Here is a 26,381-nt window from a genome sequence, read left to right as displayed (position 1 = left end):
TTTTTTTATTCAATTACAGTCACTAAGTCTTCCATAGGTTTTCTAACCTTTACAAGATTTACTAACCAATCTGCATCATCTTTTCTATAACCCATTGGTAATAAAACGGCACTACGTAAACCTTTTTCACGTAAACCTAAAATTTGATCTACAGCATCGGCATCAAAACCTTCCATTGGGGTAGTATCTACACCTTCGAAAGCAGCAGCAGTAAGCGCTTCTGCGAAAGCAATGTAGGCTTGTTTTGCGGCATGATTAAAGTTTTCTTCCGCATCTTTTTGAGGGTAAGAGTTTAAAAGCATTTTACGGTAATCTTCCCAACCTTCGTTTTTAAAACCACGAATATCATTGGTTAAATCGAACATATAGTTAATTCTTTCTGGAGTATATGTGTCCCAAGCAGCAAAAACAAGTAGGTGAGAGCAGTCTGTTACAACAGATTGATTCCAAGCTACAGGCTTAATTTTCTCTTTAACATCTTGGTTTTTTACTACAAAAATTTCAAAAGGTTGTAAACCGCTAGATGTTGGTGCTAAACGAGCTGCTTCTAAAATACGTTCTACTTTATCTTCAGCTATTTTCTCGCCATTCATCGCTTTTGCAGCGTATCTCCAGTTTAATTTATCTAATAATTCCATATCTTAAATTTATTTTTTAGTTATTGTTTTGAAATTTGTTTTATATCGTTTGAAGTTATAATCACTTCGGCATTACTTCTGTTATTTGCTAATTTTATCATCGCTGTTGCAATGGTTTCGGCATCTATAATTTTATACTGTTTTAACTTCCCTATAAATAAGGGTTCAATTACTTGGAAAACAGCCAGTCCAATTTTTTCTAATAGTCTATGTTCTTTTCTTTCGCCACCAATTAAAGATGGTCTTAACACAAAAGTGTTTTTTATATTTCGTTTTAAAACATCGTGCTCCATTTGGCCTTTTGTTTTATTGTAAAACACATTACTGCTTTCATTAGCACCCATAGCTGATATCACTAAAAACGTAGGTATGTTGTTTTCTTTTGAAAGCTTTGCTGCCGTTACCGGAATACCATAATCTATTTTTTTATAGAGTTCTTTATTTGGTGTTTTCTTGGTAGTTGTACCAATGCAACAATAGACTTCGTCTGCTTTGAAATCGGGTTTAAAATCTTCCAGGTTTAATAGATCTCCTATAAATTGTTCTACCTTATCAGGTAATCCTTCTTTTTTAGAACGAGAAAACAGTTTGATGGTTTTATATCTATCATCTTCAATTAATTTATGAAGAATAATATTCCCTGTTAAACCAGTTGCGCCAAGTATAATAGCTGTTTTATTCATGTTATTTACAAACTTTTATACTGCTCCAGGCAGATTGATAAGCTTCTTCTAAATGTTCTTTATCTAATTGAAACACGCCACGCTTTTGTATCATCATTAAAAACGATAATGGGTTAATAGCATAAGCATATAAAAGATAATCTGATAATGGTTTTATAACGCCTTCCTTTTTACCACGTTCCCACAAATCGAGTAGGGGTTGCAAGTGTTTTATACCTTGTTGGCGACTTGCTTCATCAATCATAGGCGAATTATCACACTGTGCTAAAAACATAGCGTGTTCACATTCCTTTAGTTTAAAATCGGCAATACGTTTCCATATTAATTCAAAGCCAGCTTCAACACTCATGTTTTCATCATAAGTTTCAAAAGCATACTTTGTGTATTCCGCTTTTACATCTATATAAGTCTGATTTACTAAATCTTGTTTATTTTCAAAGTATAAGTAAATAGTTGCAGGCGAAACATTGGCCATTTTAGCTATTTTACTCATAGGTGTTGCATGGAAACCATCGTTGTTTACCAACTCTATGGTTGCTTTTACCAATGCATTACGTTTATCTATACTTTTCTGTAGCTTAGCCATAATTTATTGATTTTTTGTAAATTTATAAGCCAACGCAATTAATACAAGTTGCAATGGCAATCTAATTAATGCGGCTTCATGACTACCAATTGCAGGGTTTGCAGAAAACACATCCCAAACATGTATTGGTAAAAAACATATCATTAATACAAAAATACCGCTAGCCGCTGTGCGTTTGTATTGTGGTATAAGTAATAATATACCTAGCATTACTTCTATAACTCCCGATGCGTAAATAATAAATGCTTTGTACACCAGAAAATCTGGAACAAAGGCTTTGAAAAAGTCAACATTAACAAAATGTTGAGCACCTGCATATATCATAAATATGGCAAGTAATACTCTTAAAATGTTCCAAAAAAGTTTCATCTCTATGTTTTGTGAGTACAAATATATGTAAAAAATGAACGTTCATTCTTTTTTTAACAAAAGTTTATATTCAATAGTTGAAAATTAAGATGAGTGACGTTGTTTTACCGCTAAAACTATTGTTATAAGATGTTTAGAAATATGAAATATATTTATACTATGAATACAGAATAAGAAAAACACCTAGCATAATGCCAACAAGTGGTACTAATTTCTTGCGTTTATTCTGTTCTTTGAATATTAAACCACCAACAACCACGGCAATTATAATCTGACTTCGCTTAATAGCGGAAAGTAGCATAATTAAAGCTTCAGGATCTTGCAGTGCTTTAAAATAGAAATAATCTGCCGATGTTAAAAGAATTCCAACAGCCGGTATAGTCCATCTCCATTTAAAGGCTTTTCTTTTGTCTGCAAAAGGAAACCAAGTTATCGATAGTATCACTAAAAGGATTAAAATAACATAAAAGCTAAACCAAAATAATAAGGTTTGTGGATCTAGAAATAAACTTTGTATTAAAAATTTATCGTACAATCCACTAGAGGCTCCTAAAAACGTAGCTGCTATAATGGCAAAAATCCATTTGTTTCGTTTAAAGTTAATACCTTCTTTTTTTCCAATTTTGGAATAGAGCATAACCGAAAATATAATAAGAAAAAAGCCTACCCATTGTAATCCGTTAGGTTTTTCATCATAAATAAGAATAGCGCCTATAAACGTGAAAAACGGACCTGCAGACCGAATAGGAGTAACAATGGTTATTGGTAAATGTTTTAGAGCTTGATATGCTAAAACCCATGAGCTTGCCATAATAGCCGATTTTATAAAAATAAACCCATGTGTTTGCCACGGAATAGGTTCTATAAAAAAGCCGAGCCCTTTAGTGAATTCAGGATAATAAATTGAACCAATGAAAAATGGCAAAAGAAAAATAAAACTTGAACCTACCGTACCTAAAAGCACCGGAAACACTTCATTGCCTTGAACGGCATGCTTTTTACATAAGTTGTGTAACCCTAAAAATAACGCGGCTAAAAGCCCTAAATACATCCACATCGCGCGAAGATAATTTAATCTCTAATTCTACAATAAAAAATATAAGATATCTTGGCGTTATTAATTGCAATACAAACTTAAAATAAGGAGTAATTTATAATTGTATAGATTCAATACATTGTTCCATTTCGCTTTTAGCATAAGTGAAATCTGCCATTTTTTTACTTTCTCCAATATGGATAGGTATATTATTCATACGGCTTGTTAAATCTTTAATAGGCATAGCTTCTAAGCTATTAAATTCATCTTTCCAATACTCTAAATGCGAAAGCCTATCGTTTTGAAAGCCTGTAGTTTTTCTGTCATTATCAGTCCTAAAAAAGGTTATTTCACCAATAAGTGAATTTACTATTTCAAAATCTATAATAATACCATCATAGATTAACTGCGTATAAAATGCGTTCTTAAAAATGTCTGAAATATTTTTTAAATCCTTCGCTTTTATATCTGTTAAAATTATAGAGTATTGTGTTTTTGCATTAGCCACAAGCCAACACTTTTTTCTATTAACATGAAAAATAGTAGCATTCCATTTTCCTAACAAACCTAAGTTTTTTATCGGTTCTGTTTTAATTAGTTTTTTAATTAATTTTTCTAATTTAATAGATGTATATATTGGGGTTTGCATAATCTATAAATATTTTAAAATTTAATGTTCTCCATAACCAACATCGTCCATTTTTCCTCTAAAGACTTTATATTGAATAAACATATATACAGCCACTAACACAATAGCGATAGCAAACCAATATACACCAACAGATAAACCATACTCATCTGCTGCTACGTTATAAAGCGTTAAATCTGGATTAATATCATTTGTTGAAGGCAATACTTTAGGGAAAATTGACGATACGGTTGTGGTTAAACCTCCAAATAAAAATAAAGATGAAAATATAAAGCCATAGCCATCTTTCTTAAATGATTTAATTTTGAACAAACCCAATAACCCTGTTAATGTTATAATAGGGAATAACCATAACCAAGGGTATTTAAAAAAGTTGTGAAATGGTTTTGGTTCTATTAAATGCCAGATTAAAATTGAGATAATTACTAAAACTAATAGTACAATATTTAAGTTGAAAATCACCTTTCTAAGCTTGGTGTTTAAATCGGAATTGGTTTTAAAAATAATCCAATTTGCACCATGGATTGCTAAAGATACCACACCAATAACACCTAGTAAAAGTGTAAACCAATCGATAACACCTAAGGCTTCTGCATGTGGACTAAATGTTGGGTTCCAAAGTGGTAAAAAGAAAAAATGTGCTTCGTGCGTAGATACACCATTTACAACATTACCTAAATTAACACCACGAACTACGTTACCTAGAGCAACACCAAAAAACAAGGCCAAAAGCAAACTAGATATTCCAAAAGCTTTATCCCAAATGGCTTCCCATATGCGGTTGTGTATTTGTCCGCGTAACTCTAAACCAATAGCTCTAAAAATTAGTAACCATAAAATCATAATTAAGGGTAAATAAAAGCCACTAAACGATGAGGCGTACAACGTTGGAAATGCAAAAAACAAGATCCCACCAGAGGCGATAAGCCAAACCTCGTTGGCATCCCAAAAAGGACCTATAGCGTTAGTTATTGCTTTTTTATCTTTTTCTGTTTTAGCAAAAAACAAATGAATAATTCCTGCTCCAAAGTCGTAGCCATCCAAAATGACATAAACAGCCAACATGGTCATTAAAACGATATACCAAAATAATTCCATAATTAATGTGTGTTGTTAAGTTGTGGACCTTTGTTAATTATTTTTCCGGCTAGCATTAAAAACAGCAAACCTAAAAGCAAATACAAACCAATAAAACCAAGTAGTGTAAATAACGTATTTCCTGCCGACACGGTTGGTGATGCACCATCTGCGGTGCGCAGCAAGTTATACACTAACCAGGGTTGTCGGCCTAATTCTGCAGTATACCAACCTGTTGTATTGGCGATATATGGAAAAGGAAGCATAAACATAAGTGCCCACAGAATCCATTTTGTAGTATATAGTTTTTTTCTGAAAAGCTGTACGGCCGCCAATAACATTAAACCTATAAAAATAGTACCTAAACCAACCATAATATGATAAGCATAATAAAGCCCAGGTATGTTTGTTGGGTGTGTGCTTTTATCAAATTCATTTAAACCTTTAATCTCCGCATTCCAGTCTTGATAGGTTAAAAAGCTTAGAATATTTGGAACGGCTATTTTATTATCTAGTTTTTGCTCGAGCATATTAGGTTGTCCAATTAAAACAATTTCCGAGCCGCCTTCTTCGGTTTCAAAAATTCCTTCCATAGCTGCAAAGGTTACCGGTTGGTGTTTTACAACGTTTTTAGCTACTAAATCTCCTGTTGGGAATGCCACTAAAATACTAGATACTAAACCGAAACCAACACCTGTTTTTACAAAGAGTTTTCCGAATTCGCTGTGTTTATTATTCAGAATATAGAATGCGCCAATGGCAGCTACAACAAACGATGCCGTAATTACCGATGCTAATTGATTATGGAAATAGGATGGTAATAACCATGGATTTGAAAATAGGGCACTGAAGTTGTTTAGAACAAATCGGCCGTTTTCCAAAATTTCATAACCCACGGGATGTTGCATCCAGGAATGCGTAGCAATAATTAAATAGCCGCTGGCCCAAGAACCTAAAAAGACTAAAAACCCAGTAACAAAATGGAGTTTATGCCCTAGAAGCTTTTCACCAAAAATAAAAAGTCCTAAAAACGAAGATTCTAAAAAGAACGAAAACATGCCTTCCATAGCCAGAGTTTGGCCAATAATACCACCGGTAAGCTCCGAGAATTTCGCCCAATTCGTTCCAAACTGAAATTCCATTGGGATTCCGGTAACCACACCCATAGCAAAGTTTAGCGCGAAAATTTTCATCCAAAACTTGGCAGCGTCGTTATATTTTTCAATTTCTGAATAAAGATATTTCCCTTTAAAGTAAACCACTATAAGCGATAAGCCCATAGTTAATTGCGGAAATAAGTAGTGAAAGGTAATGGTAAAAGCAAACTGCATTCTATCATAAAAAAGCATGTCTTCCATAAAAGCAATAATTTGTATGTGTTGCCGACGAAATTATTCGATTTTAATATAAAGCACGGTAACTTTTGTTACAGATAAAAGTTTCAGTAAAAAATATAAAATCGCTAATTCATCAATTAAATTTACTGTAAACAAAGTTAATGATTACGGATTGTTTCCTTGGTATAATATCCGTTAAATAAAGCCCTTAAATCAAGTTTTATCAAAAGTTCAAAGGCTTTTATCTATATTTCAATTATCTGCAATAGTTATAAAAATCTCGTCGATAGAATAGGGGTTTTGGTATAGTTAATTCCATCAAACTTCTATTACTATTTTATAAGGATGTATTTAGTTTCATTTTTGAAGTGTAAAACAAAAACACCTTAACAAATGAAATTATATATTATTATCGCAAGCTTTCTATTTGCACAGATTTCAATAGGGCAAGAAACACCTAAAGACGTTAGCTCGAATGTGTGGTCTTTAGAAGATTGTATCAATTATGCTATAGCACATAATATTAGCGTAAAAGATGCTTCTTTAAATACAAATCTTGCCGAAGTAGATTATAGTAAAGCAAAATCGTCTAGATTACCAGACTTATTTGGTAGTGCGTCTCAAAGTTTTTCTAACGGAAATACTATTGACCCTATTACAAGTAGTTATGTTACCGATCAAATACACAGTACTAATGTGGGTATAAACAGTTCTGTAACGCTGTTTAAAGGCAGCCAAATAAGTAATCAAATTAAGCAGAATAAAATTCTTTTAGAACAAAGTATTTTTTTAGAAGAAGAAGCAAAAAACAGCATTGTTATTAGCCTTTTAGAAAACTACTTGCAAGCACTATTTAGTAAAGAAGATATTGCTATTGCCGAATCTAATTTAGAAGCCTCTAAAACAGAAGTATTGCGAGCAAAAGCACGTTTAGATGCAGGAACTATTGCTTTAAGTGATTATACAGAAGCACAGAGTCAAGTAGCTACTAATCAATACAATTTAATTGCAGCTAAGAACAATTATCAACAGTATATTATTGATTTGAAACAACTATTAGAGCTAACACCAATGGACGATTTAGAAATTGAGTCTATTGACGAAAATATGGATCTAATAAACTTAGAATTAGATAGAATTTCCATATATAACAACGCCTTAAATTACTTGCCAGAAATAGAAGCTAGTAAGTTAAATGTAGCAGCAAAAGAGAAAGAACTCGATATTGCTAAAGGAGGATATTCGCCAACATTATCACTTTCCGGAAGTGTAGGTTCTGGTTATACAAGTATAAACGATAATACATTTTCCGATCAGTTTGATGTTAACTTTAATCAGAAGTTAGGCTTATCATTAACCATTCCTATTTTTAATAGAAACGCAACAAAATCAGCAGTACAATCGGCTACCATAAATATTGAAAAGGCTGAAATTCAGAAACAAATTACTGAAAAAATTCTTTACAAGAAAGTAGAAACGGCTTACCAAAACGCATTATCTGCACAAGAACAAATTATAGCTGCGGAAGCTTCCAAAGAAGCATCAGAACAAAGTTACAAACTAGCTCAGAAGAAATATGAATTAGGCGATTTAAGCACAACCGATTTAGTAATTAGCCAAAACACGTACACTAATGCACAGCAAAACTATTTGCAAGCAAAATACCTAAATATTTTATATCACCAATTATTACAATTTTATCAAGGAAACGATATCAAACTTTAATCTAAAGGATCATGAAAAATAAAAAAAACATTATAATAAGTAGCATTGTCATTGTAGTACTCGCTATTGTAGGATATTCATTTATAAAAGCTGACGACGCTATTATCATTGAAGCTAAAACAATAGCAGTAAAAAAAGCTAACGTCACTACCATGGTTACCGCAACCGGAACTATGGAACCTATTACACAAGTTGAGGTTGGTACACAAGTCTCTGGTGTAGTAGAAAAGATTTATGTGGATTATAACAGTGTGGTTACGGAAGGACAGTTGATTGCTGAATTGGATAAAACTAATTTAAACGCAGCAAAAACGCAAGCACAAGCAGCTTATGATAATGCGGTTAGCCAAAGAAACTACACGCAAACGATTTACGACAGACAGAAAACGTTATTTGATAATCAAGTGATAAGTAAATCAGATTTTGATGATGCTACTTTCAACTATCAAACAGCAAAAGGAACGGTGACACAACGTTATTCAGATTTACAACAAGCCAGAACTAATTTAGGTTATGCTAATATTTATTCGCCTATCGATGGTGTGGTTTTATCTAGAGCTATTGACGAAGGGCAAACGGTAGCAGCAAGTTTAAGTACACCAACGCTATTTACTATTGCTCAAGATTTAAAAGAAATGCAAGTAGAGGCAGATGTAGATGAGGCAGATATAGGACAAATAAAAGAAGGACAACGCGTCACTTTTACAGTCGATGCTTACTTAGGAGAAACCTTTGAAGGTGAAGTCACACAAGTAAGATTAGATCCAACTGTTACTTCAAATGTAGTGACGTATACAGTTGTAATTAAAGCAGATAACCCAGATTTAAAACTGAAGCCAGGATTAACAGCAACTATTTCAATTTACACATTAGAATTAAATGATGTATTAACTGCGGAAGCTAAAGCCATCAACTTTAAACCAGAAAAAGAAGTCTTTGCAAGCTATAATTTACAACACCAATTAGAAACTAATAACACTGAAAGAACTAAAGAAGGAACGACACTTTGGGTATTAGGAAACAACGGAGAAATTACTCCTAAAGCAGTAACGCTTGGTGCAAGCGATGGTGTAAATGTACAAGTGTTAAATGGAGTTTCTGAAGGAGAAAAACTTGTGTATAGTTTAAAAGGGGTTTCAAAATCGGAGGCTAGTGTTTCCGCTAAAAACGAAAGTCCATTTATGCCACAAAAACCAGGAGGTAACAGGAAAAAATAGATAATCATGAGTAAAGCAATCATAAAAATAGAAGATTTAAAACGAGAGTTTACCATGGGAACCGAGACGGTTCATGCATTAAGAGGTATTTCGTTTGATATTAAAGAAGGAGAATTTGTGACTATTATGGGATCTAGTGGTTCTGGAAAAAGTACGATGTTAAACATTTTAGGATGTTTAGATCAACCAACGTCTGGAACCTATGAAATTGATGGTGTAAGAGTAAAAGACTTATCTAGAAATGAATTGGCAACTATTCGAAATGAAAAAATAGGTTTCATTTTTCAATCTTATAATTTATTAGCAAGAACATCGGCTATTGAAAACGTAGAATTACCACTGTTATACAACAGTAAAGTATCTACAGAAGAACGCAGAAAACGTGCTATTGAAGCTTTAGAGAAAGTAGGATTAGGCGAACGTTTACATCATACACCAGCACAACTTTCCGGAGGACAACAGCAGCGTGTTGCTATTGCCAGATCACTAGTTAATAACCCTGTAATGATATTAGCTGATGAGGCGACAGGGAACTTAGATACACGGACATCTTACGAAATCATGTCCTTATTTCAAGAGTTAAACAAACAAGGTATTACGATTACATTTGTTACGCACGAGCCAGATATTGCTACGTTTAGTAGTAGAACCATTGTATTAAAAGATGGTGCGGTTATGAAAGATTATAAGAATGAAAACATTCAATCTGCAGCAAATGAATTGGCCAAATTACCTAAACAAGACGATTAATTATGAGACTATTAAATTTATTTAAAATCGCTACAAAAGCCATCATCCTTAACAAAACAAGAACCTTGTTAACCATGCTTGGAATTATTATTGGTGTGGCATCTGTAATCGCTATGTTAGCCATTGGAGAAGGTTCAAAAGAAAGTATTCGTACTACTATTTCTGCTATGGGTTCCAATATGATTACTATAAAAGCAGGAGCCGACACAAGAGGAGGCGTGAGACAAGAAGCTAGTGTTATGGAATCGCTTACTTTAAGTGATTACAAAGCAATAAAAGCACAATCCAATTTACTTAGTTACAGTACACCTGTAGTAGAAGGAAAGGGGCAAGTTATTAATGGTTCTAACAACTGGCCATCTTCAATTTACGGCGTAAATCCAGAATATTTAAGCATTAAAGTAGTCGATTTACAAAGCGGAAGTATGTTTACAGATGCAGAAGTACAAACCGCTGCTAAAGTCGCCTTAATTGGGCAAACTGTAGTAGATAATATCTTTCCTGATGGTCAAGAACCAGTAGGACAAATGATTCGTTTTAATAATATTCCGTTTAAAGTTATTGGTGTTCTGGAAGAAAAAGGAGAAAACACCTTTGGGCAAGATCAAGACGATGTGGTTATTGCGCCTTACACCACTGTACAAAAACGTATTTTAGCAATCGATCATTTAAATCAGATTATGGCATCTGCGATTAGTGAAGAAGAAGCGCCAAATGCGGTAATAGAGCTCTCTAGTATTTTACGCGAGCAACATAAATTGGCAGATAGTGAAGATGATGATTTTCACGTACGTTCTATGGAAGAACTAATTTCCACCTTTAGTTCTACTAGTGAAATGCTAACTATCCTATTGGTTGCAGTGGCAAGTATCTCATTATTAATTGGAGGAATTGGGATTATGAATATTATGTATGTTTCCGTAAAAGAGCGTACCAAAGAGATAGGTTTACGAATGGCTGTAGGAGGAAAGGGCTCTGATATTTTAATGCAATTTTTAATAGAAGCTATTTTAATAAGTATTACAGGTGGAGTTCTAGGTGTATTATTAGGACTTGGAGCAACGGTGTTCATAGAAAAATTCTTAAATTGGCCTACAAGCGTGGCTATGTATTCTATTGTGATTTCTTTTGCCGTTTGTGCTGTAACAGGTATCTTTTTCGGATGGTATCCAGCTAGAAAAGCATCGGCTTTAGACCCAATCACTGCTTTGCGTTATGAATAAAGACTCGGAATTCTAATAAATAAAACTGATAAAGATGAAAACCAATAAACGTTTAAAACCTTTCTTACTTTTAGCATCTATTGCTGTGTTGGCTTCCTGTAAAACCAATAAAAAAGCAGAGCAAATAGATGGAGTTAAAGTAGTTTCTGTAAATCCAGATTATTTTATTGCAGATAATATTATAGGTGAAATTACTCAGAAAACAGTGGACTTAGACGGAACACCAACGTTGTGTTATGTGTTTAAAACCAACTCAAGACCATCGGAACATCAAATGGGGCCATGGTGTCCAAGACATATCGATGATGCTAAAGAAAAAGGTGGTATTTGGTTTAAAGATGGAAACGTGTATGATGTGGATGGCCATTTTATTGCGGAGCTAGCTGATTTTTATGAAGATGATCAATGGAAAGTCTTTAGAGAAGATGGTAGCGTAAAATATACAGCAACACAAGAAGAATGCGAAGGCGCAGCCAAACCTGATGTAGAAGAAGCCTACCAGAATTACTGTGTAGAATGCCTCCCTAGATATTATAAAGATCAAATAACAACCTTTACTATTCCTGTTACTCCAGTATATACAGATAGAGAGCAACGATTAGGAAGAGGTGGTCTTGGGGTTGCTTTTAATGGTGTTAACTTTGATCCGCCAGCACCAACACATGCAATATTAGCAGCGCATACTATTGCTCCCTTAGATGACCATGGTGGTCATGTAAACCCTCATGGAGGTTATCATTATCATGCAGCAACTGGATCTACAAAAGAAGTTAAACAAGCAGATGTGCATTCGTCAATGATAGGTTACGCAATAGATGGATTTGGTATTTATGCGCTTTTAGATGAAAACAAGAATCAGCCAACAGATTTAGATGATTGTGGCGGTCATGTAGATGAAACACGTGGTTATCATTATCATGCAGGAGAACCCGGAGGTAACGAAATTATAAAATGTTTACATGGTGTTCCTGGTAGCGTTCATGTTCAGGAGTAACAATTTGTTTCAGTAAAAAGTAGAATAATAAAAGTAAAGAAAGAGTTAATGTATAAGAACAAAACAATAACGGTAATATCACATGTGCTAGTTTGGTTAACATTATTTTGTTTGCCTTATTTGCTATCATCTGGTGAGGAACAAGAAATGAATAGGGTAATTGCCCATTTTTGGATTCCTTTATTTTTTTCTGCCATTATATTTTACTTAAACTTTTTTGTTTTAGTAGATCGTTACTTGTTCCCCAAAAAAACAGTGGAGTTTATTCTGCTAAATATCCTAATTATAGCATTCTTTTTATTTTTAAAAGAATACATAGAAGATAATTATTTTCAGGATATTTTAAAAAAGCGTCTCGCAAATGCCGAGAGAACCGAACCTCCTTTTAAAATGGCTATTTACATACAATTGTTATCGTATTTAGCACCTTTGTTCTTTTCAGTAGCACTAAAATCCACTAGACGTTGGGTTAAAACTGAAGCCGAACGCAAGGAAGCTGCTAATTTCAAATTAAAGTCGGAGTTACAGCATTTGCATTATCAATTGCAACCACATTTCTTTTTTAATTCGTTGAATAACATTTATTCTTTAGTTGATATTTCTCCCGATCAAGCAAAGTCTTCCATACACAGTTTGAGCAAGTTGATGCGTTATATGTTGTATGAAACTAACTTAGAAGTGGTTCCGCTTAGTAAAGAAATAGATTTTCTTAAAAAGTATATCGATTTAATGAAGTTAAGAGTATCGGATAAAACAAGTGTTAGCTATAGCTTTCCTGTTAAAGAAACAGGTATACAAATTGCACCTTTGTTATTTATTTCATTGATCGAAAATGCCTTCAAACATGGTGTTTCGGCGACTAAACCAAGTACTATTGATATTAGCATGACTTGTGATAATAATACCGTTTTATTTTCTGTTGAAAACCATAATTTCCCGAAGAAAACAGACGATAAAAGTGGCTCTGGTATAGGGCTTCAGAATTTAGAGAAGCGTTTAGAGTTATTGTATTCAGATAAATTCAATTTTAAAACTATTTTAGAAGATGATCGCTTTTTGGTTACCTTAGAAATTAAAACCAACTAAACGTATGAGCAATATAAAAATCACTTGTGTTATTGTAGACGATGAGCCTATGGCACTTAATTTAGTTGAAACTTATGTGCAAAAAACGCCTTTTTTAGAACTAAAACAAAAATGTAGTAGTGCTATTGAAGCTATGGAGTTTATAAAAGAGCAACCTGTAGATTTATTGTTTTTAGATATACAAATGCCAGATTTAACAGGTATTGAATTTTCAAAAATGTTACCAAAAGAGACACGTGTGGTTTTTACAACTGCATTCGATCAATATGCTTTGGAAGGTTTTAAAGTGGAGGCTTTGGATTATTTATTGAAACCTTTTGATTATGCTGAATTTTTAGCTGCAGCAAATAAAGCAAATCATTATTTCTCGTTGTTAAAAGGAACACTGCAAAACGAAGTTTCCGAAGTAAAAGAATTTCTTTTTGTAAAATCGGAATACAAACAATTACGAATTAAGCTTTCGGATGTCCTATATTTTGAAGGGTTAAAGGATTACATTAAAATTTGGTTAAAGGATAATCCGAAGCCTATTTTAACCTTAATGAGCTTAAAATCTTTGCAAGAAGAATTACCAGAATCTCAATTTTTACGCGTGCACCGTTCTTTTATTGTGTCTTTAAAAAACATTGAAGTTATTGAGCGTAGTCAAATCATTATTAACAACCAGCGCATTACGGTTTCTGAGCAATATAAGTCTGCTTTTTTAGAATTCGTAAATAGTAATTCTTTATAATTTATAGGGCAAATTTCACCTATATATTTCCAAATAATCATCCATGAAACTATTCCGTAAATTAAGAAGAAACCTAATAGCCTTCGGTAAGTTCAAATCTTATTTGGTATATGCTATTGGCGAAATTATACTAATTGTAATTGGTATTTCAATTGCTTGGAAAATAAACGATCTTAATGATATTAGAAAAAATAATATTGTAGAACAGAAAATTTACCAGAACTTAAATGAGGAGTTAAACACTAATTTACATCTACTAAAAGGTTTAATAGACGAGTATCCTAAAACAATAATTTATTTAGAAAACACCTTAAAATATGTTGGCAAAGCTCCCAACGAAATTACTCAAGGTGCTAAAGACACTATTATAAATATTCAACACAAAGATGTTAGTTTGCTTGACAACTCTGTAAATTCTATTGTAAATACTACTAAATTTGAGATTATTGAAAGTGACGATCTTAAAGATTTAATAGCTGTTTACCCAAGTAAAATAAACGGATTTAAGGATCAAGACGATAAAATTAAAGCGATAATTAGCGATAGATTAAAACCTGTTTTAGAAAAGCACATTTCTCTTATTGATTTGCTCCCTAAAGAAAATGCAAATTATCGGCATATTAAAGAATTTGGTAGCAAATCAGATTATATTACTCTGCTCAATAATAAAGAGTATCAAAACAGTATAATAGATCGCTTATTACAAACGCAAATACAGCTCAACAATGCTAAAATGCTACGTGGTAAAACTAAAATATTAATCACCAAGTTAAAAGAGGAACTAGAATAATTTCTTCTAAAGTCTATCATTTCTATGTTCTGATAAGTTGATCAGGAGCATGTTTTTTTTATTTCTAACAAACAGATAATCAGTTGTTTTAAATATACTATTCTCTTTATTGGGAATTTTCTTTGTTTGAATTTAAATTTTTAGCAGATCAAACTATAGAGTTTACAGACCCTGGTTACTTAACAAGTTCTTATTATGAGTTGAATGGTGATGCATTAATTATCGAAACCATATACACATTACCTTCTGGTAGCAAACGTAAATTTACAGGCAACTATCTATATTCTGAAATTGATGGTAATTTTACAGGTACTAATTCATTTATTTCTTACGATGAAGATGAAAATGACACGAATTGGACTTGTGAAGGAACGGCTAGTGTTTTTAGATAAGTGATAAAGAAAACGAAATTAGTAGCTAAAACTATTTCGTCTAAAAATCTACTTGTTTAAAAGATGAAAATGCGGTGTTGGTATATTCCTTTTCTCAAAAGCCGTGTGTAGTAATATATTTGTTCAAAATAAATTAAAACCTATTATGAAAAAAGTAATACTATCGCTAGCCGTTGTTGCAAGTTTAACAAGTTGTAACAGTGTAAAAAATATGGATACATCTAGCATTACTAGTGCAGCAACTTTATTAAGTTCTTTAAGTTCAAACTCTACAGTGCAACAAATATCTAGCTTATTTACCTTATTGGATGCCAATAAAGATGAAGCCATTAGCTCTACAGAAGCAATCGGCTCTGTTTCAGAGAACTTTAGCACATTAGATGTCGATAACGATTCTAGTTTAGACCTATCGGAATTAACAGGATTATTAGCGCTTTTAAAATAAAACGCACATTATAAAATTATCTATTTTGCTTTTGCAATATAGAATAGTAAACCTTTCATAACTATTGATATTATTCAATTTTTCTGAGAGGTTTTTGCTTTTATATTATTAAACAGGAAAGAATTTATAAGCGTAAAATTTAGATAATTCAGAAATAAAACACAATCAAGTGATTTTACTTACAAATAGTTTTAAATCTATAACTATCTTTAAAGCGGAAAGACACAAAACAGATCATGGCACAAGAATTAGATAAAAAATCAGAATTCACTCCTTTTGAAAACATAGGACTTTGCTTTAGTGGCGGCGGTTATCGTGCTACTTTTTTTGCTTTAGGTGTGCTGGCTTATCTCGATCATGTTTCTTATAAAAATAAATCCTTATTAAAATCGGTTAAAGCGCTAAGCACAGTGAGTGGAGGCACGCTTACAGGTGTTGGTTATGCCAAAGCAGTACAAATGCCTAATTATAATTTTAAAGCTTTTTTTAAGCAGTTTTACAATACGTTTACACCAGAAAACGATGTGTTATTAGAAAGCGCTATTGCTAAGTTAGAAAATGATACAGTTTGGAAAGCTAATCCGTATAAAAACAGATCGCTAATAAATGCTTTTGCTCTAACATATTCAGAAATGCCTGTTTTTGAAGGCGCATTTGGTAAGTTTGAAAAAAGCAAAATAAAACAACTAGAACAAGTATGTTTCAATGCTACCGATTTTTCGTTTGGATTAACTTATCGTTTTCAAAACCGTGGGTATTTTGGAAATAACCCGCTTTACAGAAACAATCAAAAAGAAATTAACGCTTTACGAAATGAGGTTGAATTAGGAGATGTTATTGCCTCGTCATCATGCTTTCCTGTTGGGTTTGAGCCGTTAGTGTTCCCTGACGATTATTTTAAAGATCACAGCAGTTCTTCATATAAAAACTTAAAAGGTTTAGATACATTTATCGAAGGTGTAGGTATTATGGATGGTGGTATAGCCGACAACCAAGGTATTGGTAGTATGATGCTTATTAACGATAGAATGAAAGGCAAACTAGACTTAATTATCGTGAACGATGTAGGTAGCTTTAAAATGAAACCTTGGAAACAAGATGCTACTAAAATTGAAAAGAAATCGACCGCCAAACGAGTTATAAATAAGGTGTTGCAATATTTTTCCATTAAACCTATTTATTGGACTATTCTATTGGTTGGTTTAGCAATTTTACTTTTGAATAATATGAAGATTTTTGGGCCAACAGGTTATGTGGGTTGGTATATTTTAGGAAGTGCACTTTTTGGTATGGGGTTGCTTTTAACTATTTTTGGCCTTGTAGCATCATCAGTAAAAATAGCTGTACTTTCTAGGTTGAAACATCTATTTAATAAAAATATTCCCGAAGCTTTGCTTGATGATATTCTAACCTTTGAAAAACTGGACATTAGCTTAATACAAGTGATGCTATATAACCGCGTAACATCTGCTATGACCATGATAAACGATGTGTTTTTAAAACAAATGCGTCGCGTTAATTACGATTTATTCTATTCTAAAAACGAATTAAAAAACAAACGTATTACAGCAACGGTTTATAAATTGAGTGGTAAAAAATCGCCATACATGAAAACGCCAGCTTATAATAGAGGTATAAAAGCACCAAGTAAAAACTTAGAAAGTGTTTGCCTAACAGCTTCTGAAACGCCAACTACATTATGGTGGGATAAAAAAGATATTGTGAAAAACAGAATGCAAACATTAATTGCTTGTGGGCAATTTACTGTGTGCTACGAACTCATGGAATATATTTTAGAACTTAGAGCAGATCCTGATAGCAACATAGCCGACTTTACTGAAATAGATAAGTTGTATGATGCTTTAAAAGCCGACTGGGTATCATTTAATAAAAAACCACTTTGGTTGGTGGAGGAGTTGTGTGATTAAAGCATTATTAAAACTATTCTAAATTATTTAAAACTCGTAATAAATTCGATTTACTGATAAATAATTGATACTCCACATCGATAGCTTTTAGTTGGCTTTCAATGAGTTTAACTTCTCTATAATTTACTAAAAATAGAGAACCTTCACCTAAACTAAATTTACGTTCTTCACTCTTAACAAACGCCTTGTAATCTACTACAATATCTTGCAATAAATCGTATTGCGTGTTATACGAATCTATTTCTTGTATGGTGGCATTTACTTTATTTTTTAAGCTCACTTTGGTTGCGGAAATATCAAAACCTATATCCTGAAGTTTCAATTTAGCGAGTCTTAAATCGGCACGTTCTTTTCTTAAAAACAGAGGAAAGCTAATGTTTAATCCACTCTTATAATTTGCAGTATTAAAACTATTTACATTCTCATAATCGCTCGACAGAAAGTTATATTGCAAATCTATTTTTGGCAATAAGTTGTTTGTTTTTAAACGCTTATCAACCGTTAAAATTTCTTGTTTTATCTGAAGACTTTGTAGTTTTGGATGATTTGCAATTAATTCATCAGTACTATTTAAAACCGAACTATTCAGTACTACATCAATTTTATCAATGGTAGTTGTATCAGGAGAAATGCCTTCTTCTAACTCTAAAGGAATGTTGTTTTCTAACCACAAATAATTAGAAAGTTCTAAAGCCGATTTTATATAACCAATTTTAGCTTTTTCATAATCTAGCTTTCTACTTTTAAAATTAATATTAGCCTCTAGCGTATCAATGGCAGGTTTATCGCCCGCAAAAAAACTGCTTTTAACATTCTTTAACCGGGTATCTGCATTTACCAAATAATCGCTGTAAACCAATTTTGCTTGGTAGTTTTTTAACCAATTAAAATAAGTAGTAATAGCATTATACAAAATGTCGTTAATAACAAGTTTTTGTTCCGCTTGAGCGTATTTTAAATACAATTTAGACTGTTTTAAAGTTGCCATACGCTCATTGGTTAATAAGCCTTTTGCTAATGAAACAGATACACCTGCGCTATATAAACCATCGTCTGGCGTATTGTATTCCGGGTTTAAATACGTACCATCATTGTTTTCATAATTAGCTTTAAGCTCAACGCCATACCACGTTGGAATTTTAAAAGTGCTATTTAGCTTATCATAATAAGTCGTGGATTTAAACTTTTTACGATTATAATCAACTTCTAATTTTGGATCGAAAGCACCTCTAGATTTCAATAACTTAGCCTCACTTTCCGTAGTGATTAGTTGAGCCTGCTTCACTATAGGATGGTATTTTTTTACATACCCTAAATATTCTTCTAATGATAGCACAGTATCGTTTTCTTGCGAAAAACCTACGGAAGACATTAAAAACAGTACAATAATTACAAGTTTATGCATTCAGTTTATTTTTTATCTTTAGAGTATTCAGTTTTACTATCTGGCTTATAGAAATCAGGAGGGAAGCTATTTATCTGTCTCCAAAGTTCAAACCAAATTGGTACATCATTAAGTAGTGCTATACTTTTTGCTCCAGAACCTACACGAATGGCTTCTGGCCAAGCTACATCATCAGCATCTGGTTTTAGTAATACACGGTATTTACCATTGCTACTAATATAATTTTCGATAGCTACAATTTTAGCGCCATAAGTACCATAAGATACATTTGGCCATCCGCTAAAAACGATAGCAGGCCAACCATCAAACTGTACACGTACATTTTCACCAGTGTGTATTAAAGGTAAATCAATTGGGCGTACATACATTTCAACAGCTAAATCGTAATCTGCCGGCATAATACTCACCAATTGCTCTCCTTCTTTAAAGGTTTCACCAATACCAGCTTTAATGGCCTTGTTAATGTAACCATCTTGTGGAGCCGTAACAAATAATAAACTAGTACGTTTGGTATAATTTGCTAAACTTGTTTCTAATTTAGAAACTTCGGCTTCTGTGTCATATCCGCTAGATTGCGCAGTATACAAACCACTTTGAGCTTTGGCCAACTTATCGCCATAAGTTGCGCTAATAGTCGAGATTGCAATTTGCGCATTAATCAATTCATTTTTAGTGCTTAAATACTTGTTTTGTTGTGAGATAAGTTTAGCATCTGCTTCTTGCAGTTTTGCTCGTTTTTCTTCGACATCTTTAACCGCTTTCAAGCCTTCTTCTTGTAAGGATATAGTACGCTCGTATTGAATTTTTGCAATATCGGCTTTAATTTTTGTCGCCTCGAAATCCATACTATCTGTGGTGACTTTTAAACGAGATTGCAACAATTTGTTTTTGGCAGATTCTAGCTTTAATCGACGTTCTTGCTGTAAAGCAGAAATTTGATTACCTAAAGCAACTACCTTGTTTTTATAGGCTTCAACAGAAGATGATTTTACACTAAGTTGATCACCAGTTCGTTCTGCTAAACGAGAATCGAAATAATCACTTTTTACTTCGGAAATACGAATAATAGTATCTCCTTTTTTTACAAAATCCCCTTCTTGTACAAACCATTCTTCAACACGTCCTGGTATTTGAGACTGTATAGATTGAGGACGTTGATTAGGTTTTAAAGTGGTTACTAAACCGGTACTCGATATATTTTGAGTCCATGGTAAAAAGACAATCACTACAATTAGTATTGAAAATACCTTTAGAAACTTTTTAAATCGTTTATGGTATTGTACGGTAAAAATTTCTTTTCCAGATTTAAAGCTTTTTATGTCTATATATTCTGAAACTTTATTGTTTGTTATATTTAACATAGCTTACTGTTTATTGATGATAACTCCATTTTTAAGCACAATTTGCTTATTACATTTTTCTTCCCAAAAGCCGTTGTTACTTACTACAACCAAACTCCAAGGACACTTAGGACTCGCTAATAAATCGATAAGTATTTTAGCTTCATCTTGATCGAAATGATCTAGCGGATTTTCTAGAATTAATAACTTTGGCTGTTTAACTAATGCTCTAGCAAGTATTATTTTTTTAGAAATTGTGTAAGCCATTTGCTTACCTTCTGGTTTTAAAATAGTGTTTAATCCTTTAGTTTGCTGTTGTAAAAAAGATGTTAAATTTAAACGCTCTAAAACCTGGTAAATAGTATCATCACTAATATCTTTATTTCCAAAAGTGATATTTTCTCTTAAAGTGCCTTCAAAGGGAGATTCTTCAGATAATGATAACCCTAAATTAGAACGATATTCATTTTTAACCAAACTCTGTAGAGATAGGTTGTTTACATAAACATACCCGGAAGATGGAGAAATTAGTCCCGCAATAAGCTGTAATAAACTAGATTTTCCAGAACCACTTTCACCTTTAATTAAAATTTTATCTTTAGGTGCAATGGTGAAAGATACATCGCTTAAAATAGGTTTGTAGCGGTCTTCAACTTGATAAGATACATTTTGAAACTCAATGGTTAAATCGGCATCTTTTTTAACAGCTTCACCTTTTTGAGCCTCTAAAGACATATCAACCACTTGGCCTAGTTTCTCAATAGACGTTAAAACATCGTAAAAAGATTCTAAACCTCTAATTAGTTTTTCAACCGAATTTATAATTAAGATGATAATAATTTCTGCGGCTACAAATTGCCCGATGTTCATACGTTGGTCTAAAACTAAGAAACCACCAATTAATAATAAACCTAGTGTTACTAATACTTTAAAGCCTATTAATTGTATAAACTGGAGGACCAAAACCTTAAAGTGTTTCTCTCTAGAGTCTAAGTAACCAGCTACTAAGTCGTCACTTTTATCTATAGCTAAACTTGTTTTTCCTGAAAGTTTAAAACTTATAACCGTTCTAGAAATTTCTTGCAACCAATGCGCTACTTTGTATTTGGCTTTAGATTCTTTTAAACTCGTTTCTAAACCGCGTCTAGCCGTATATTTAAAAACAACATAGATAAGAACTAATAATAGTAAACCAAAAATTATAAAAAACGGATGGTAAAATGAAAGTAGAAGCAAGGCGAATATAATTTGTAATAACGCCGAAGGAATATCTACTAAAATTTTTGATAATCCTTTTTGAATCGTTAACGTATCAAAAAATCGATTAGCCAATTCCGGAAGATAATATTGGCGTAATTCCCTCATTTTAATCTTCGGAAAACGATAACTTAATTCTATGGATGCACGTGTAAAAATACGTTGCTGTATTGTTTCGATAATACGCATTTGCATGAGTTTAAGCACACCAGAAAAGGCTACACCAGAGGTTACCAACATGACTAAAACCACCCAAGATGTTGAGATTTGGGCACCTTGTAGTAAGTTAATAATAGCTTGAATTCCTAACGGAAGCGATAAAGCTACCAAACCATCGAATACAGCATAATATGCAATTTGGTAAATATCTTTACGCTCTAAACGTAGTAAACCTATAAAGCGTTTCCAAGGTGATAAAGTAGTATTATCCATTTTTTATTAATGTTTTTAGGGCTAAATCTGTGAAAAAATCAGTTTGGTTTTTATCTCCATCATAATTAGAAATGGATTTAAAATGTTTTTTTATAAAATGTTGTTTTAACGAGCCAACTATGATAGTAGAGGAAAGACTTAATGGATAATCATACGCAGAGTTGTAAGTTATTATAATATCTGATAAGCGATGCACCACACGTTTAAAAGGAAGAAAAAGACCTTCTTCATTTTCTGTATCTACATCTTTAGTAAGATACGATTTTGAATTTTCTTCTATCACAATTTGATTAAGTAATACTTCGTTAATATGCGTGTATTTATCATCCTGCTCAGTGGTTTTGGTAACAATCTCAATGGCCTTTTTTAATTTCTCTTCAATATTAGTCATGCTGTAGGTTTCCAAAACTAATTGATATTCCAACCAACTCCAATACCACGACGTTAAATAAAGTAAGACTTTGTGTTTACTTTCAAAATAGCGATATATAGAACTTTCGTTAGAACCTATTTCTTTTCCTAATTTTTTAAAATTAAAATGTTCAAAGCCAATATCTTCAATAAGAATAATGCTATGTTCAATAATTTTTTTTCCTAAAGTAGAAGATTCTGGGTCTTTTAAATAAATACCTTCTGGCAGTTCAATTTTAAATTTCAACAGTAAATCTTTCATAATTAAAACTTATTTACGCAAATATAATAGTAATACTATCATTTTTGCAAATTCTAATTACTAATGACACCATAGAGATTTACTATTTAAGCATAAATAAAGCCGTGTTAAATGAGCAAAATCAATACTTAATAGCTTTTTTAACTAAAACACATCTAATATTAAGTTAATGTTAAGTTTCACAAAGTTTTCATAAAACGAGTATTTAAGCACAAGTTAAAACAGAAAACACAATCTAAAATAACATATAACAATCAATAATAAAAATCTTACGCTCATGAAAACAAACAAAATAGTATTAAAAAGTTTTATCCTTTTTTGCATGATTATTTTATCATTTACAGCGTGCAATTCCGATGACAGTAGCACGACAGATTCCGAAACAACAGAAGAAAGTGATGATTTAGTTTTAGACGTTGATGCATCACTATTTTTAACAAACACATCGGCAGTAACAATCACTACTGTACCTTGTACTTTATCAGATGGTACGAGTACCAATTGTTACGAAATAGTTGCAACCAGTGCACCATCTGATCACGAAATGGGGCCGTGGTGTCCAGGTAATATTTCCGATGATGCTTCTGCAGGCGGAATTTGGTTAGAAAGTGGTGAAGTGTATGATGTTGATGGCGATTTTATAAAAAATATGGCCGATTTCTATAACGATACCACATGGCATATGTACGACGAAAACGGTGATATTTACACAACCGAAACCGAGGATGATTGCGCAAATGCCGCAAACCCTAATGTAGGTGAAGCATATGAGAATTTTTGTGTGGAGTGTTTACCTTCTTACGTTACCGATATTACGCAAACGTACTTAATACCAATTACACCTATAAAACAAACCGCACCGGTTAATTTTAGCGGTGGTTTTGGTCCTGGTGCATCAGGTCCATCACAACGAGGTGTTGCTTTTAATGGCGTTGTTTTCGATGCTCCAGCACCAACCGATGCTATTTTAGGTGCTTACACTTTAGCGCCTTTTGATGATGCTGGCGGACACATTAACCTGGCTGCAGGATATCATTATCACGCGGCAACTGGTGTTAGTACTCAAATAGCACAAGAGGATGCGCACGCCGCCATGATTGGTTATGCCTTAGATGGTCATGGTATATATGCACAACTAGATACCGACGGAAACGAACCTACAGATTTAGATGCTTGTAGAGGCCATAGTGATGAAACAAGAGGTTACCATTACCACGTAGATGCAGCTGGAAACAACAATTTTATAGATTGTTTATACGGTGCTTACGCCATTTAAACCCATTAATTAATACGTGCTGTTTTGTAAATGGCACGTATTTAAATCGCTTTCGCGGAAATTAATATTGCAACACTTACTTATTATGAAAAAATTAGCCTTAATTATACTTTTCTTGAGCTCATCTAATTTAATGCAAGCCCATCAGCCCGATATATCGACCACTATGTTGGTAGAACAAGATAATCAAACTTGGGTATTACAAATTAGCGCATCGTTAACAGCATTCCAAACGGAAGTCCGTAAACAATTTGCCAATACGCCTTATAAAACACCCGAAGAGTTTCAGGAGATGGTTTTGGAACACATGAAAAACAACATAAATATTACTATTAATAACCAGAATGCTGCAGTAAAATTAACACATGGTGTTGTAAAACTAGGTCACGAAACTAAAGTCGTTTTCCAAGTAATGGGCGTTCCAGATGATATAAAACAAATAGAAGTAAGCAATACTGCTTTTAGCGATATTAACCGAAGCCAAAGCGCTTTAGTATTATTAAAATCTGGGTTTAATAAAGAGCATTTTGTTTTAAATAAATCGAATAATTTTTCAATAAAGTTGAAAACAGAAGGAAACACCTTTGTAAAACAAATCGATAATCAAGCTTCTTTTTTATCAACTAAAATATTACTAGGCCTATTTTTGACTGCCTTGATTGTGTTTCTTATTCAGAAAATAAAAAGCAAAAAACATATTCCTGTGCCTGTGCAAGATGCAGTGCTCAGCATTGTAAGAGATTAAGTTCTTTGCATGAAGGTTTAGGATGAAATTTATTATTATTATTATTATTATATTTAACTGCAGTTATGATATAGTTAGCAACATTTGAAAAAAAGTTTATATAAAATTTACAATTCCGAAAAACGAACATAATTCTGAACTAGATGGAGTTTTTAAACGAAATATAAAAAAATGATTATCAGTGTTTTAAGTTCAATTATTCCTAAAGGAAATCTAGATTTTGAAACCAAATTGATTGAATTCAAAACTTAATAGCTTGGATAAGATGATAGAATTAAATATTTAAAAGAACAAAGTTGATTATAGTGGTCCAAATCGAGAAAATGTAATCTATTTTACGGACAAATCTAACGAACAGAAAATTGTATAATTAAGTAAAAAAACAAATAAATGTAAAATAGTTGATGATGGAATTGAACAATCATTAATTTTATACGAAACTAAATTATTAAATGAATAACAAAGATTTTTTTTCTAATGAGCTAATAATCGAAAATGATTTTCTTGTTTTACGACCACTAAATAAATCAGATATAAGTAAAATTAGAACAATTAGTTTTACTCAAGAATTGGGAGAGTTTGGTGCCAGAGTTAAAAATGACAATGATTTATTAGAATATTTCAACTATTGCTTATCTGCAAAATTAAACAGAGAGTTATACCCTTTTATTATATTAAAAAAAGATGACGAAAAACCAGTTGGTATAACAATGTTTGGTAATATTGATTTTCATAATAGAAGATTAGAAATTGGATGGACCTGGATTGCTGAGAAATTTCAAGGAACTAGAATAAATAAGATTTGTAAAAAACTCCTTTTAGATTATTGTTTTAACAAATTATTGTTTAGAAGAATTGAATTTAGAATTGATGTAAAAAACATTAAATCGCAAAAGGCAGTAGAAAAACTTGGAGCAATAAAGGAAGGCCTGCTTAGAAATTATAATATTAAATCTTACGGGGAGAGTGAAGGAACTTATGTTTACAGCATTTTGAAAGAAGAATGGACGTAAATACCTAACTATTTTTATAATTAAGCACCAATGCTTTGGACTACCTAGTAGTTGTCTATAAATTAAAAACGTATTTATTAGAATCTAAAAATAATTCCTATTTTAGATTCTAATAAAACCGCAACCTTTCATATACAAACACAACATGACAGTTACAGATTTTACATTACGCCTTGCCGTGGCTGCTTTAGCAGGTTTAGCGATTGGTTTCGAAAGACAATTACGTCAAAAAACAGCTGGATTAAAAACCAATATGTTAGTCGCTTCTGGAGCAGCTATATTTGTTTTACTATCATACATGATTAAAAATGAAGATGCTACCGTAGATGTTACTCGAATAATTGCTCAGGTTATTACAGGTGTTGGATTTTTAGGTGCAGGAGTAATATTTAGAGAAGGCGCCAATGTACATGGTTTAGGTTCTGCCGCAACTATTTGGTGTAGTGCTGCTATTGGCTGTATTTCCGCCACAGGTTTGTATAAAGAAACCGCGATTTGCACAACACTCATTCTTCTTATTAATTTAACCATAGAACCACTAGACAAATGGTTAAAAGGTAGACGATAAAAAAGAAATCATTA

Annotated in this window: 27 protein-coding genes; 15 read left to right on the top strand and 12 right to left on the bottom strand. The window is 32.6% G+C overall.

What is annotated here, in order from left to right; genetic code table 11:
* Positions 1-5: 5 nt before the first annotated feature.
* The 8 genes from DFQ06_RS03370 to DFQ06_RS03335 all read right to left on the bottom strand — a co-directional run bounded on the left by DFQ06_RS03370 (position 6) and on the right by DFQ06_RS03335 (position 6,396).
* Positions 6-638 (bottom strand): nitroreductase family protein, encoded by a 633-nt coding sequence (locus DFQ06_RS03370; protein ID WP_042503591.1) that lies wholly within the window; start codon positions 636-638, stop codon positions 6-8.
* Positions 639-658: 20 nt separating this feature from the next.
* Positions 659-1,321, bottom strand: coding sequence for an NAD(P)H-binding protein (locus DFQ06_RS03365; protein WP_042503593.1), 663 nt, complete (start codon positions 1,319-1,321; stop codon positions 659-661).
* A 1-nt stretch (position 1,322) separates the two neighbouring features.
* Entirely contained in the window at positions 1,323-1,907 is a 585-nt protein-coding gene (locus DFQ06_RS03360) for a TetR/AcrR family transcriptional regulator (RefSeq protein ID WP_133966015.1), read from the bottom strand.
* A 3-nt stretch (positions 1,908-1,910) separates the two neighbouring features.
* The gene (locus tag DFQ06_RS03355; RefSeq protein WP_042495191.1) at positions 1,911-2,276 is read right to left on the bottom strand and encodes a DoxX family protein; all 366 of its coding nucleotides are present in this window, start codon (positions 2,274-2,276) and stop codon (positions 1,911-1,913) included.
* A gap of 157 nt (positions 2,277-2,433) precedes the next feature.
* Positions 2,434-3,333, bottom strand: a complete 900-nt coding sequence (locus DFQ06_RS03350) for a DMT family transporter (protein WP_042495188.1) — start codon at positions 3,331-3,333, stop codon at positions 2,434-2,436.
* Positions 3,334-3,427: 94 nt separating this feature from the next.
* Entirely contained in the window at positions 3,428-3,961 is a 534-nt protein-coding gene (locus tag DFQ06_RS03345; RefSeq protein WP_042503596.1) for a DUF6933 domain-containing protein, read from the bottom strand.
* Positions 3,962-3,982: 21 nt separating this feature from the next.
* Positions 3,983-5,059: a cytochrome d ubiquinol oxidase subunit II gene (cydB, locus tag DFQ06_RS03340; RefSeq protein ID WP_042503597.1), complete on the bottom strand. Its 1,077-nt coding sequence runs from the start codon at positions 5,057-5,059 to the stop codon at positions 3,983-3,985.
* A 2-nt stretch (positions 5,060-5,061) separates the two neighbouring features.
* On the bottom strand, positions 5,062-6,396 hold the full coding sequence (locus DFQ06_RS03335) for a cytochrome ubiquinol oxidase subunit I (protein ID WP_074935850.1): 1,335 nt from the start codon (positions 6,394-6,396) through the stop codon (positions 5,062-5,064).
* A gap of 372 nt (positions 6,397-6,768) precedes the next feature.
* On the opposite strand from DFQ06_RS03335, the gene DFQ06_RS03330 reads away from it, so the two are divergent.
* The 11 genes from DFQ06_RS03330 (at position 6,769) to DFQ06_RS03280 (ending at position 17,658) form a co-directional block, all read left to right on the top strand.
* Positions 6,769-8,100 (top strand): TolC family protein, encoded by a 1,332-nt coding sequence (locus DFQ06_RS03330; protein ID WP_133966013.1) that lies wholly within the window; start codon positions 6,769-6,771, stop codon positions 8,098-8,100.
* An 11-nt stretch (positions 8,101-8,111) separates the two neighbouring features.
* Complete coding sequence (locus tag DFQ06_RS03325; RefSeq protein WP_133966011.1) at positions 8,112-9,317, top strand: efflux RND transporter periplasmic adaptor subunit; 1,206 nt, start codon at positions 8,112-8,114, stop codon at positions 9,315-9,317.
* A gap of 6 nt (positions 9,318-9,323) precedes the next feature.
* A complete protein-coding gene (locus DFQ06_RS03320) occupies positions 9,324-10,067 on the top strand; it encodes an ABC transporter ATP-binding protein (RefSeq protein ID WP_042495179.1) in 744 nt (247 codons plus the stop codon).
* A gap of 2 nt (positions 10,068-10,069) precedes the next feature.
* Positions 10,070-11,290, top strand: a complete 1,221-nt coding sequence (locus tag DFQ06_RS03315) for an ABC transporter permease (RefSeq protein ID WP_042495177.1) — start codon at positions 10,070-10,072, stop codon at positions 11,288-11,290.
* Positions 11,291-11,324: 34 nt separating this feature from the next.
* The gene (locus tag DFQ06_RS03310) at positions 11,325-12,284 is read left to right on the top strand and encodes a YHYH protein (RefSeq protein WP_133966009.1); all 960 of its coding nucleotides are present in this window, start codon (positions 11,325-11,327) and stop codon (positions 12,282-12,284) included.
* A gap of 48 nt (positions 12,285-12,332) precedes the next feature.
* Complete coding sequence (locus tag DFQ06_RS03305) at positions 12,333-13,370, top strand: sensor histidine kinase (protein WP_133966007.1); 1,038 nt, start codon at positions 12,333-12,335, stop codon at positions 13,368-13,370.
* A gap of 4 nt (positions 13,371-13,374) precedes the next feature.
* On the top strand, positions 13,375-14,103 hold the full coding sequence (locus DFQ06_RS03300) for a LytR/AlgR family response regulator transcription factor (protein ID WP_162857621.1): 729 nt from the start codon (positions 13,375-13,377) through the stop codon (positions 14,101-14,103).
* Between the two features lie 43 nt (positions 14,104-14,146).
* The gene (locus tag DFQ06_RS03295; protein WP_074935856.1) at positions 14,147-14,893 is read left to right on the top strand and encodes a hypothetical protein; all 747 of its coding nucleotides are present in this window, start codon (positions 14,147-14,149) and stop codon (positions 14,891-14,893) included.
* Between the two features lie 122 nt (positions 14,894-15,015).
* Positions 15,016-15,285, top strand: coding sequence for a hypothetical protein (locus DFQ06_RS03290; protein ID WP_042495171.1), 270 nt, complete (start codon positions 15,016-15,018; stop codon positions 15,283-15,285).
* A 145-nt stretch (positions 15,286-15,430) separates the two neighbouring features.
* On the top strand, positions 15,431-15,730 hold the full coding sequence (locus DFQ06_RS03285) for a hypothetical protein (RefSeq protein WP_042503607.1): 300 nt from the start codon (positions 15,431-15,433) through the stop codon (positions 15,728-15,730).
* A gap of 236 nt (positions 15,731-15,966) precedes the next feature.
* Entirely contained in the window at positions 15,967-17,658 is a 1,692-nt protein-coding gene (locus DFQ06_RS03280; protein WP_133966005.1) for a patatin-like phospholipase family protein, read from the top strand.
* 13 nt (positions 17,659-17,671) lie between these two features.
* Here the strand turns inward: DFQ06_RS03280 and DFQ06_RS03275 are convergent, their stop codons facing one another.
* Genes DFQ06_RS03275 through DFQ06_RS03260 form a run of 4 tightly spaced genes read right to left on the bottom strand, consistent with a single transcriptional unit; the run spans position 17,672 to position 22,765 of the window.
* Positions 17,672-19,063 (bottom strand): TolC family protein, encoded by a 1,392-nt coding sequence (locus DFQ06_RS03275; RefSeq protein ID WP_133966003.1) that lies wholly within the window; start codon positions 19,061-19,063, stop codon positions 17,672-17,674.
* A gap of 5 nt (positions 19,064-19,068) precedes the next feature.
* On the bottom strand, positions 19,069-20,424 hold the full coding sequence (locus DFQ06_RS03270; RefSeq protein WP_042503610.1) for an HlyD family secretion protein: 1,356 nt from the start codon (positions 20,422-20,424) through the stop codon (positions 19,069-19,071).
* 3 nt (positions 20,425-20,427) lie between these two features.
* Positions 20,428-22,092 (bottom strand): peptidase domain-containing ABC transporter, encoded by a 1,665-nt coding sequence (locus DFQ06_RS03265; protein WP_042503612.1) that lies wholly within the window; start codon positions 22,090-22,092, stop codon positions 20,428-20,430.
* Complete coding sequence (locus DFQ06_RS03260) at positions 22,085-22,765, bottom strand: TetR/AcrR family transcriptional regulator (protein WP_042503613.1); 681 nt, start codon at positions 22,763-22,765, stop codon at positions 22,085-22,087. Before DFQ06_RS03260 ends, DFQ06_RS03265 begins: the two co-directional genes overlap by 8 nt.
* Positions 22,766-23,042: 277 nt before the next feature.
* On the opposite strand from DFQ06_RS03260, the gene DFQ06_RS03255 reads away from it, so the two are divergent.
* The 4 genes from DFQ06_RS03255 (at position 23,043) to DFQ06_RS03240 (ending at position 26,367) form a co-directional block, all read left to right on the top strand.
* On the top strand, positions 23,043-24,041 hold the full coding sequence (locus DFQ06_RS03255) for a YHYH protein (RefSeq protein ID WP_133966001.1): 999 nt from the start codon (positions 23,043-23,045) through the stop codon (positions 24,039-24,041).
* An 85-nt stretch (positions 24,042-24,126) separates the two neighbouring features.
* Positions 24,127-24,786 carry a DUF6702 family protein gene (locus DFQ06_RS03250; protein ID WP_133965999.1) on the top strand — a complete coding sequence of 220 codons (660 nt, stop codon included), beginning with the start codon at positions 24,127-24,129 and terminating at the stop codon, positions 24,784-24,786.
* Positions 24,787-25,238: 452 nt separating this feature from the next.
* Positions 25,239-25,799 (top strand): GNAT family N-acetyltransferase, encoded by a 561-nt coding sequence (locus DFQ06_RS03245; protein ID WP_133965997.1) that lies wholly within the window; start codon positions 25,239-25,241, stop codon positions 25,797-25,799.
* Between the two features lie 145 nt (positions 25,800-25,944).
* Positions 25,945-26,367 carry an MgtC/SapB family protein gene (locus DFQ06_RS03240; protein WP_042495156.1) on the top strand — a complete coding sequence of 141 codons (423 nt, stop codon included), beginning with the start codon at positions 25,945-25,947 and terminating at the stop codon, positions 26,365-26,367.
* Positions 26,368-26,381: the final 14 nt, after the last annotated feature.

This window comes from Algibacter lectus (genome assembly GCF_004368925.1).
In the GTDB taxonomy this organism is placed as follows: Bacteria; Bacteroidota; Bacteroidia; order Flavobacteriales; family Flavobacteriaceae; genus Algibacter; species Algibacter lectus.
The sequence above is the reverse complement of the archived record's forward strand: the minus strand, read 5'-3'. Positions and strand labels throughout refer to the sequence as shown.

Coding starts and splice junctions, on each gene's coding strand:
- DFQ06_RS03275 (WP_133966003.1), bottom strand. CDS start 19,063: ATGCATAAACTTGTAATTATTGTACTGTTTTTAATGTCTTCCGTAGGT.
- DFQ06_RS03315 (WP_042495177.1), top strand. CDS start 10,070: ATGAGACTATTAAATTTATTTAAAATCGCTACAAAAGCCATCATCCTT.
- DFQ06_RS03280 (WP_133966005.1), top strand. CDS start 15,967: ATGGCACAAGAATTAGATAAAAAATCAGAATTCACTCCTTTTGAAAAC.
- DFQ06_RS03260 (WP_042503613.1), bottom strand. CDS start 22,765: ATGAAAGATTTACTGTTGAAATTTAAAATTGAACTGCCAGAAGGTATT.
- DFQ06_RS03320 (WP_042495179.1), top strand. CDS start 9,324: ATGAGTAAAGCAATCATAAAAATAGAAGATTTAAAACGAGAGTTTACC.
- DFQ06_RS03335 (WP_074935850.1), bottom strand. CDS start 6,396: ATGGAAGACATGCTTTTTTATGATAGAATGCAGTTTGCTTTTACCATT.
- DFQ06_RS03330 (WP_133966013.1), top strand. CDS start 6,769: ATGAAATTATATATTATTATCGCAAGCTTTCTATTTGCACAGATTTCA.
- DFQ06_RS03265 (WP_042503612.1), bottom strand. CDS start 22,092: ATGGATAATACTACTTTATCACCTTGGAAACGCTTTATAGGTTTACTA.
- DFQ06_RS03350 (WP_042495188.1), bottom strand. CDS start 3,333: ATGTGGATGTATTTAGGGCTTTTAGCCGCGTTATTTTTAGGGTTACAC.
- DFQ06_RS03360 (WP_133966015.1), bottom strand. CDS start 1,907: ATGGCTAAGCTACAGAAAAGTATAGATAAACGTAATGCATTGGTAAAA.
- cydB (WP_042503597.1), bottom strand. CDS start 5,059: ATGGAATTATTTTGGTATATCGTTTTAATGACCATGTTGGCTGTTTAT.
- DFQ06_RS03370 (WP_042503591.1), bottom strand. CDS start 638: ATGGAATTATTAGATAAATTAAACTGGAGATACGCTGCAAAAGCGATG.
- DFQ06_RS03250 (WP_133965999.1), top strand. CDS start 24,127: ATGAAAAAATTAGCCTTAATTATACTTTTCTTGAGCTCATCTAATTTA.
- DFQ06_RS03305 (WP_133966007.1), top strand. CDS start 12,333: ATGTATAAGAACAAAACAATAACGGTAATATCACATGTGCTAGTTTGG.
- DFQ06_RS03255 (WP_133966001.1), top strand. CDS start 23,043: ATGAAAACAAACAAAATAGTATTAAAAAGTTTTATCCTTTTTTGCATG.
- DFQ06_RS03355 (WP_042495191.1), bottom strand. CDS start 2,276: ATGAAACTTTTTTGGAACATTTTAAGAGTATTACTTGCCATATTTATG.
- DFQ06_RS03345 (WP_042503596.1), bottom strand. CDS start 3,961: ATGCAAACCCCAATATATACATCTATTAAATTAGAAAAATTAATTAAA.
- DFQ06_RS03245 (WP_133965997.1), top strand. CDS start 25,239: ATGAATAACAAAGATTTTTTTTCTAATGAGCTAATAATCGAAAATGAT.
- DFQ06_RS03365 (WP_042503593.1), bottom strand. CDS start 1,321: ATGAATAAAACAGCTATTATACTTGGCGCAACTGGTTTAACAGGGAAT.
- DFQ06_RS03240 (WP_042495156.1), top strand. CDS start 25,945: ATGACAGTTACAGATTTTACATTACGCCTTGCCGTGGCTGCTTTAGCA.
- DFQ06_RS03285 (WP_042503607.1), top strand. CDS start 15,431: ATGAAAAAAGTAATACTATCGCTAGCCGTTGTTGCAAGTTTAACAAGT.
- DFQ06_RS03310 (WP_133966009.1), top strand. CDS start 11,325: ATGAAAACCAATAAACGTTTAAAACCTTTCTTACTTTTAGCATCTATT.
- DFQ06_RS03270 (WP_042503610.1), bottom strand. CDS start 20,424: ATGTTAAATATAACAAACAATAAAGTTTCAGAATATATAGACATAAAA.
- DFQ06_RS03300 (WP_162857621.1), top strand. CDS start 13,375: ATGAGCAATATAAAAATCACTTGTGTTATTGTAGACGATGAGCCTATG.
- DFQ06_RS03295 (WP_074935856.1), top strand. CDS start 14,147: ATGAAACTATTCCGTAAATTAAGAAGAAACCTAATAGCCTTCGGTAAG.
- DFQ06_RS03325 (WP_133966011.1), top strand. CDS start 8,112: ATGAAAAATAAAAAAAACATTATAATAAGTAGCATTGTCATTGTAGTA.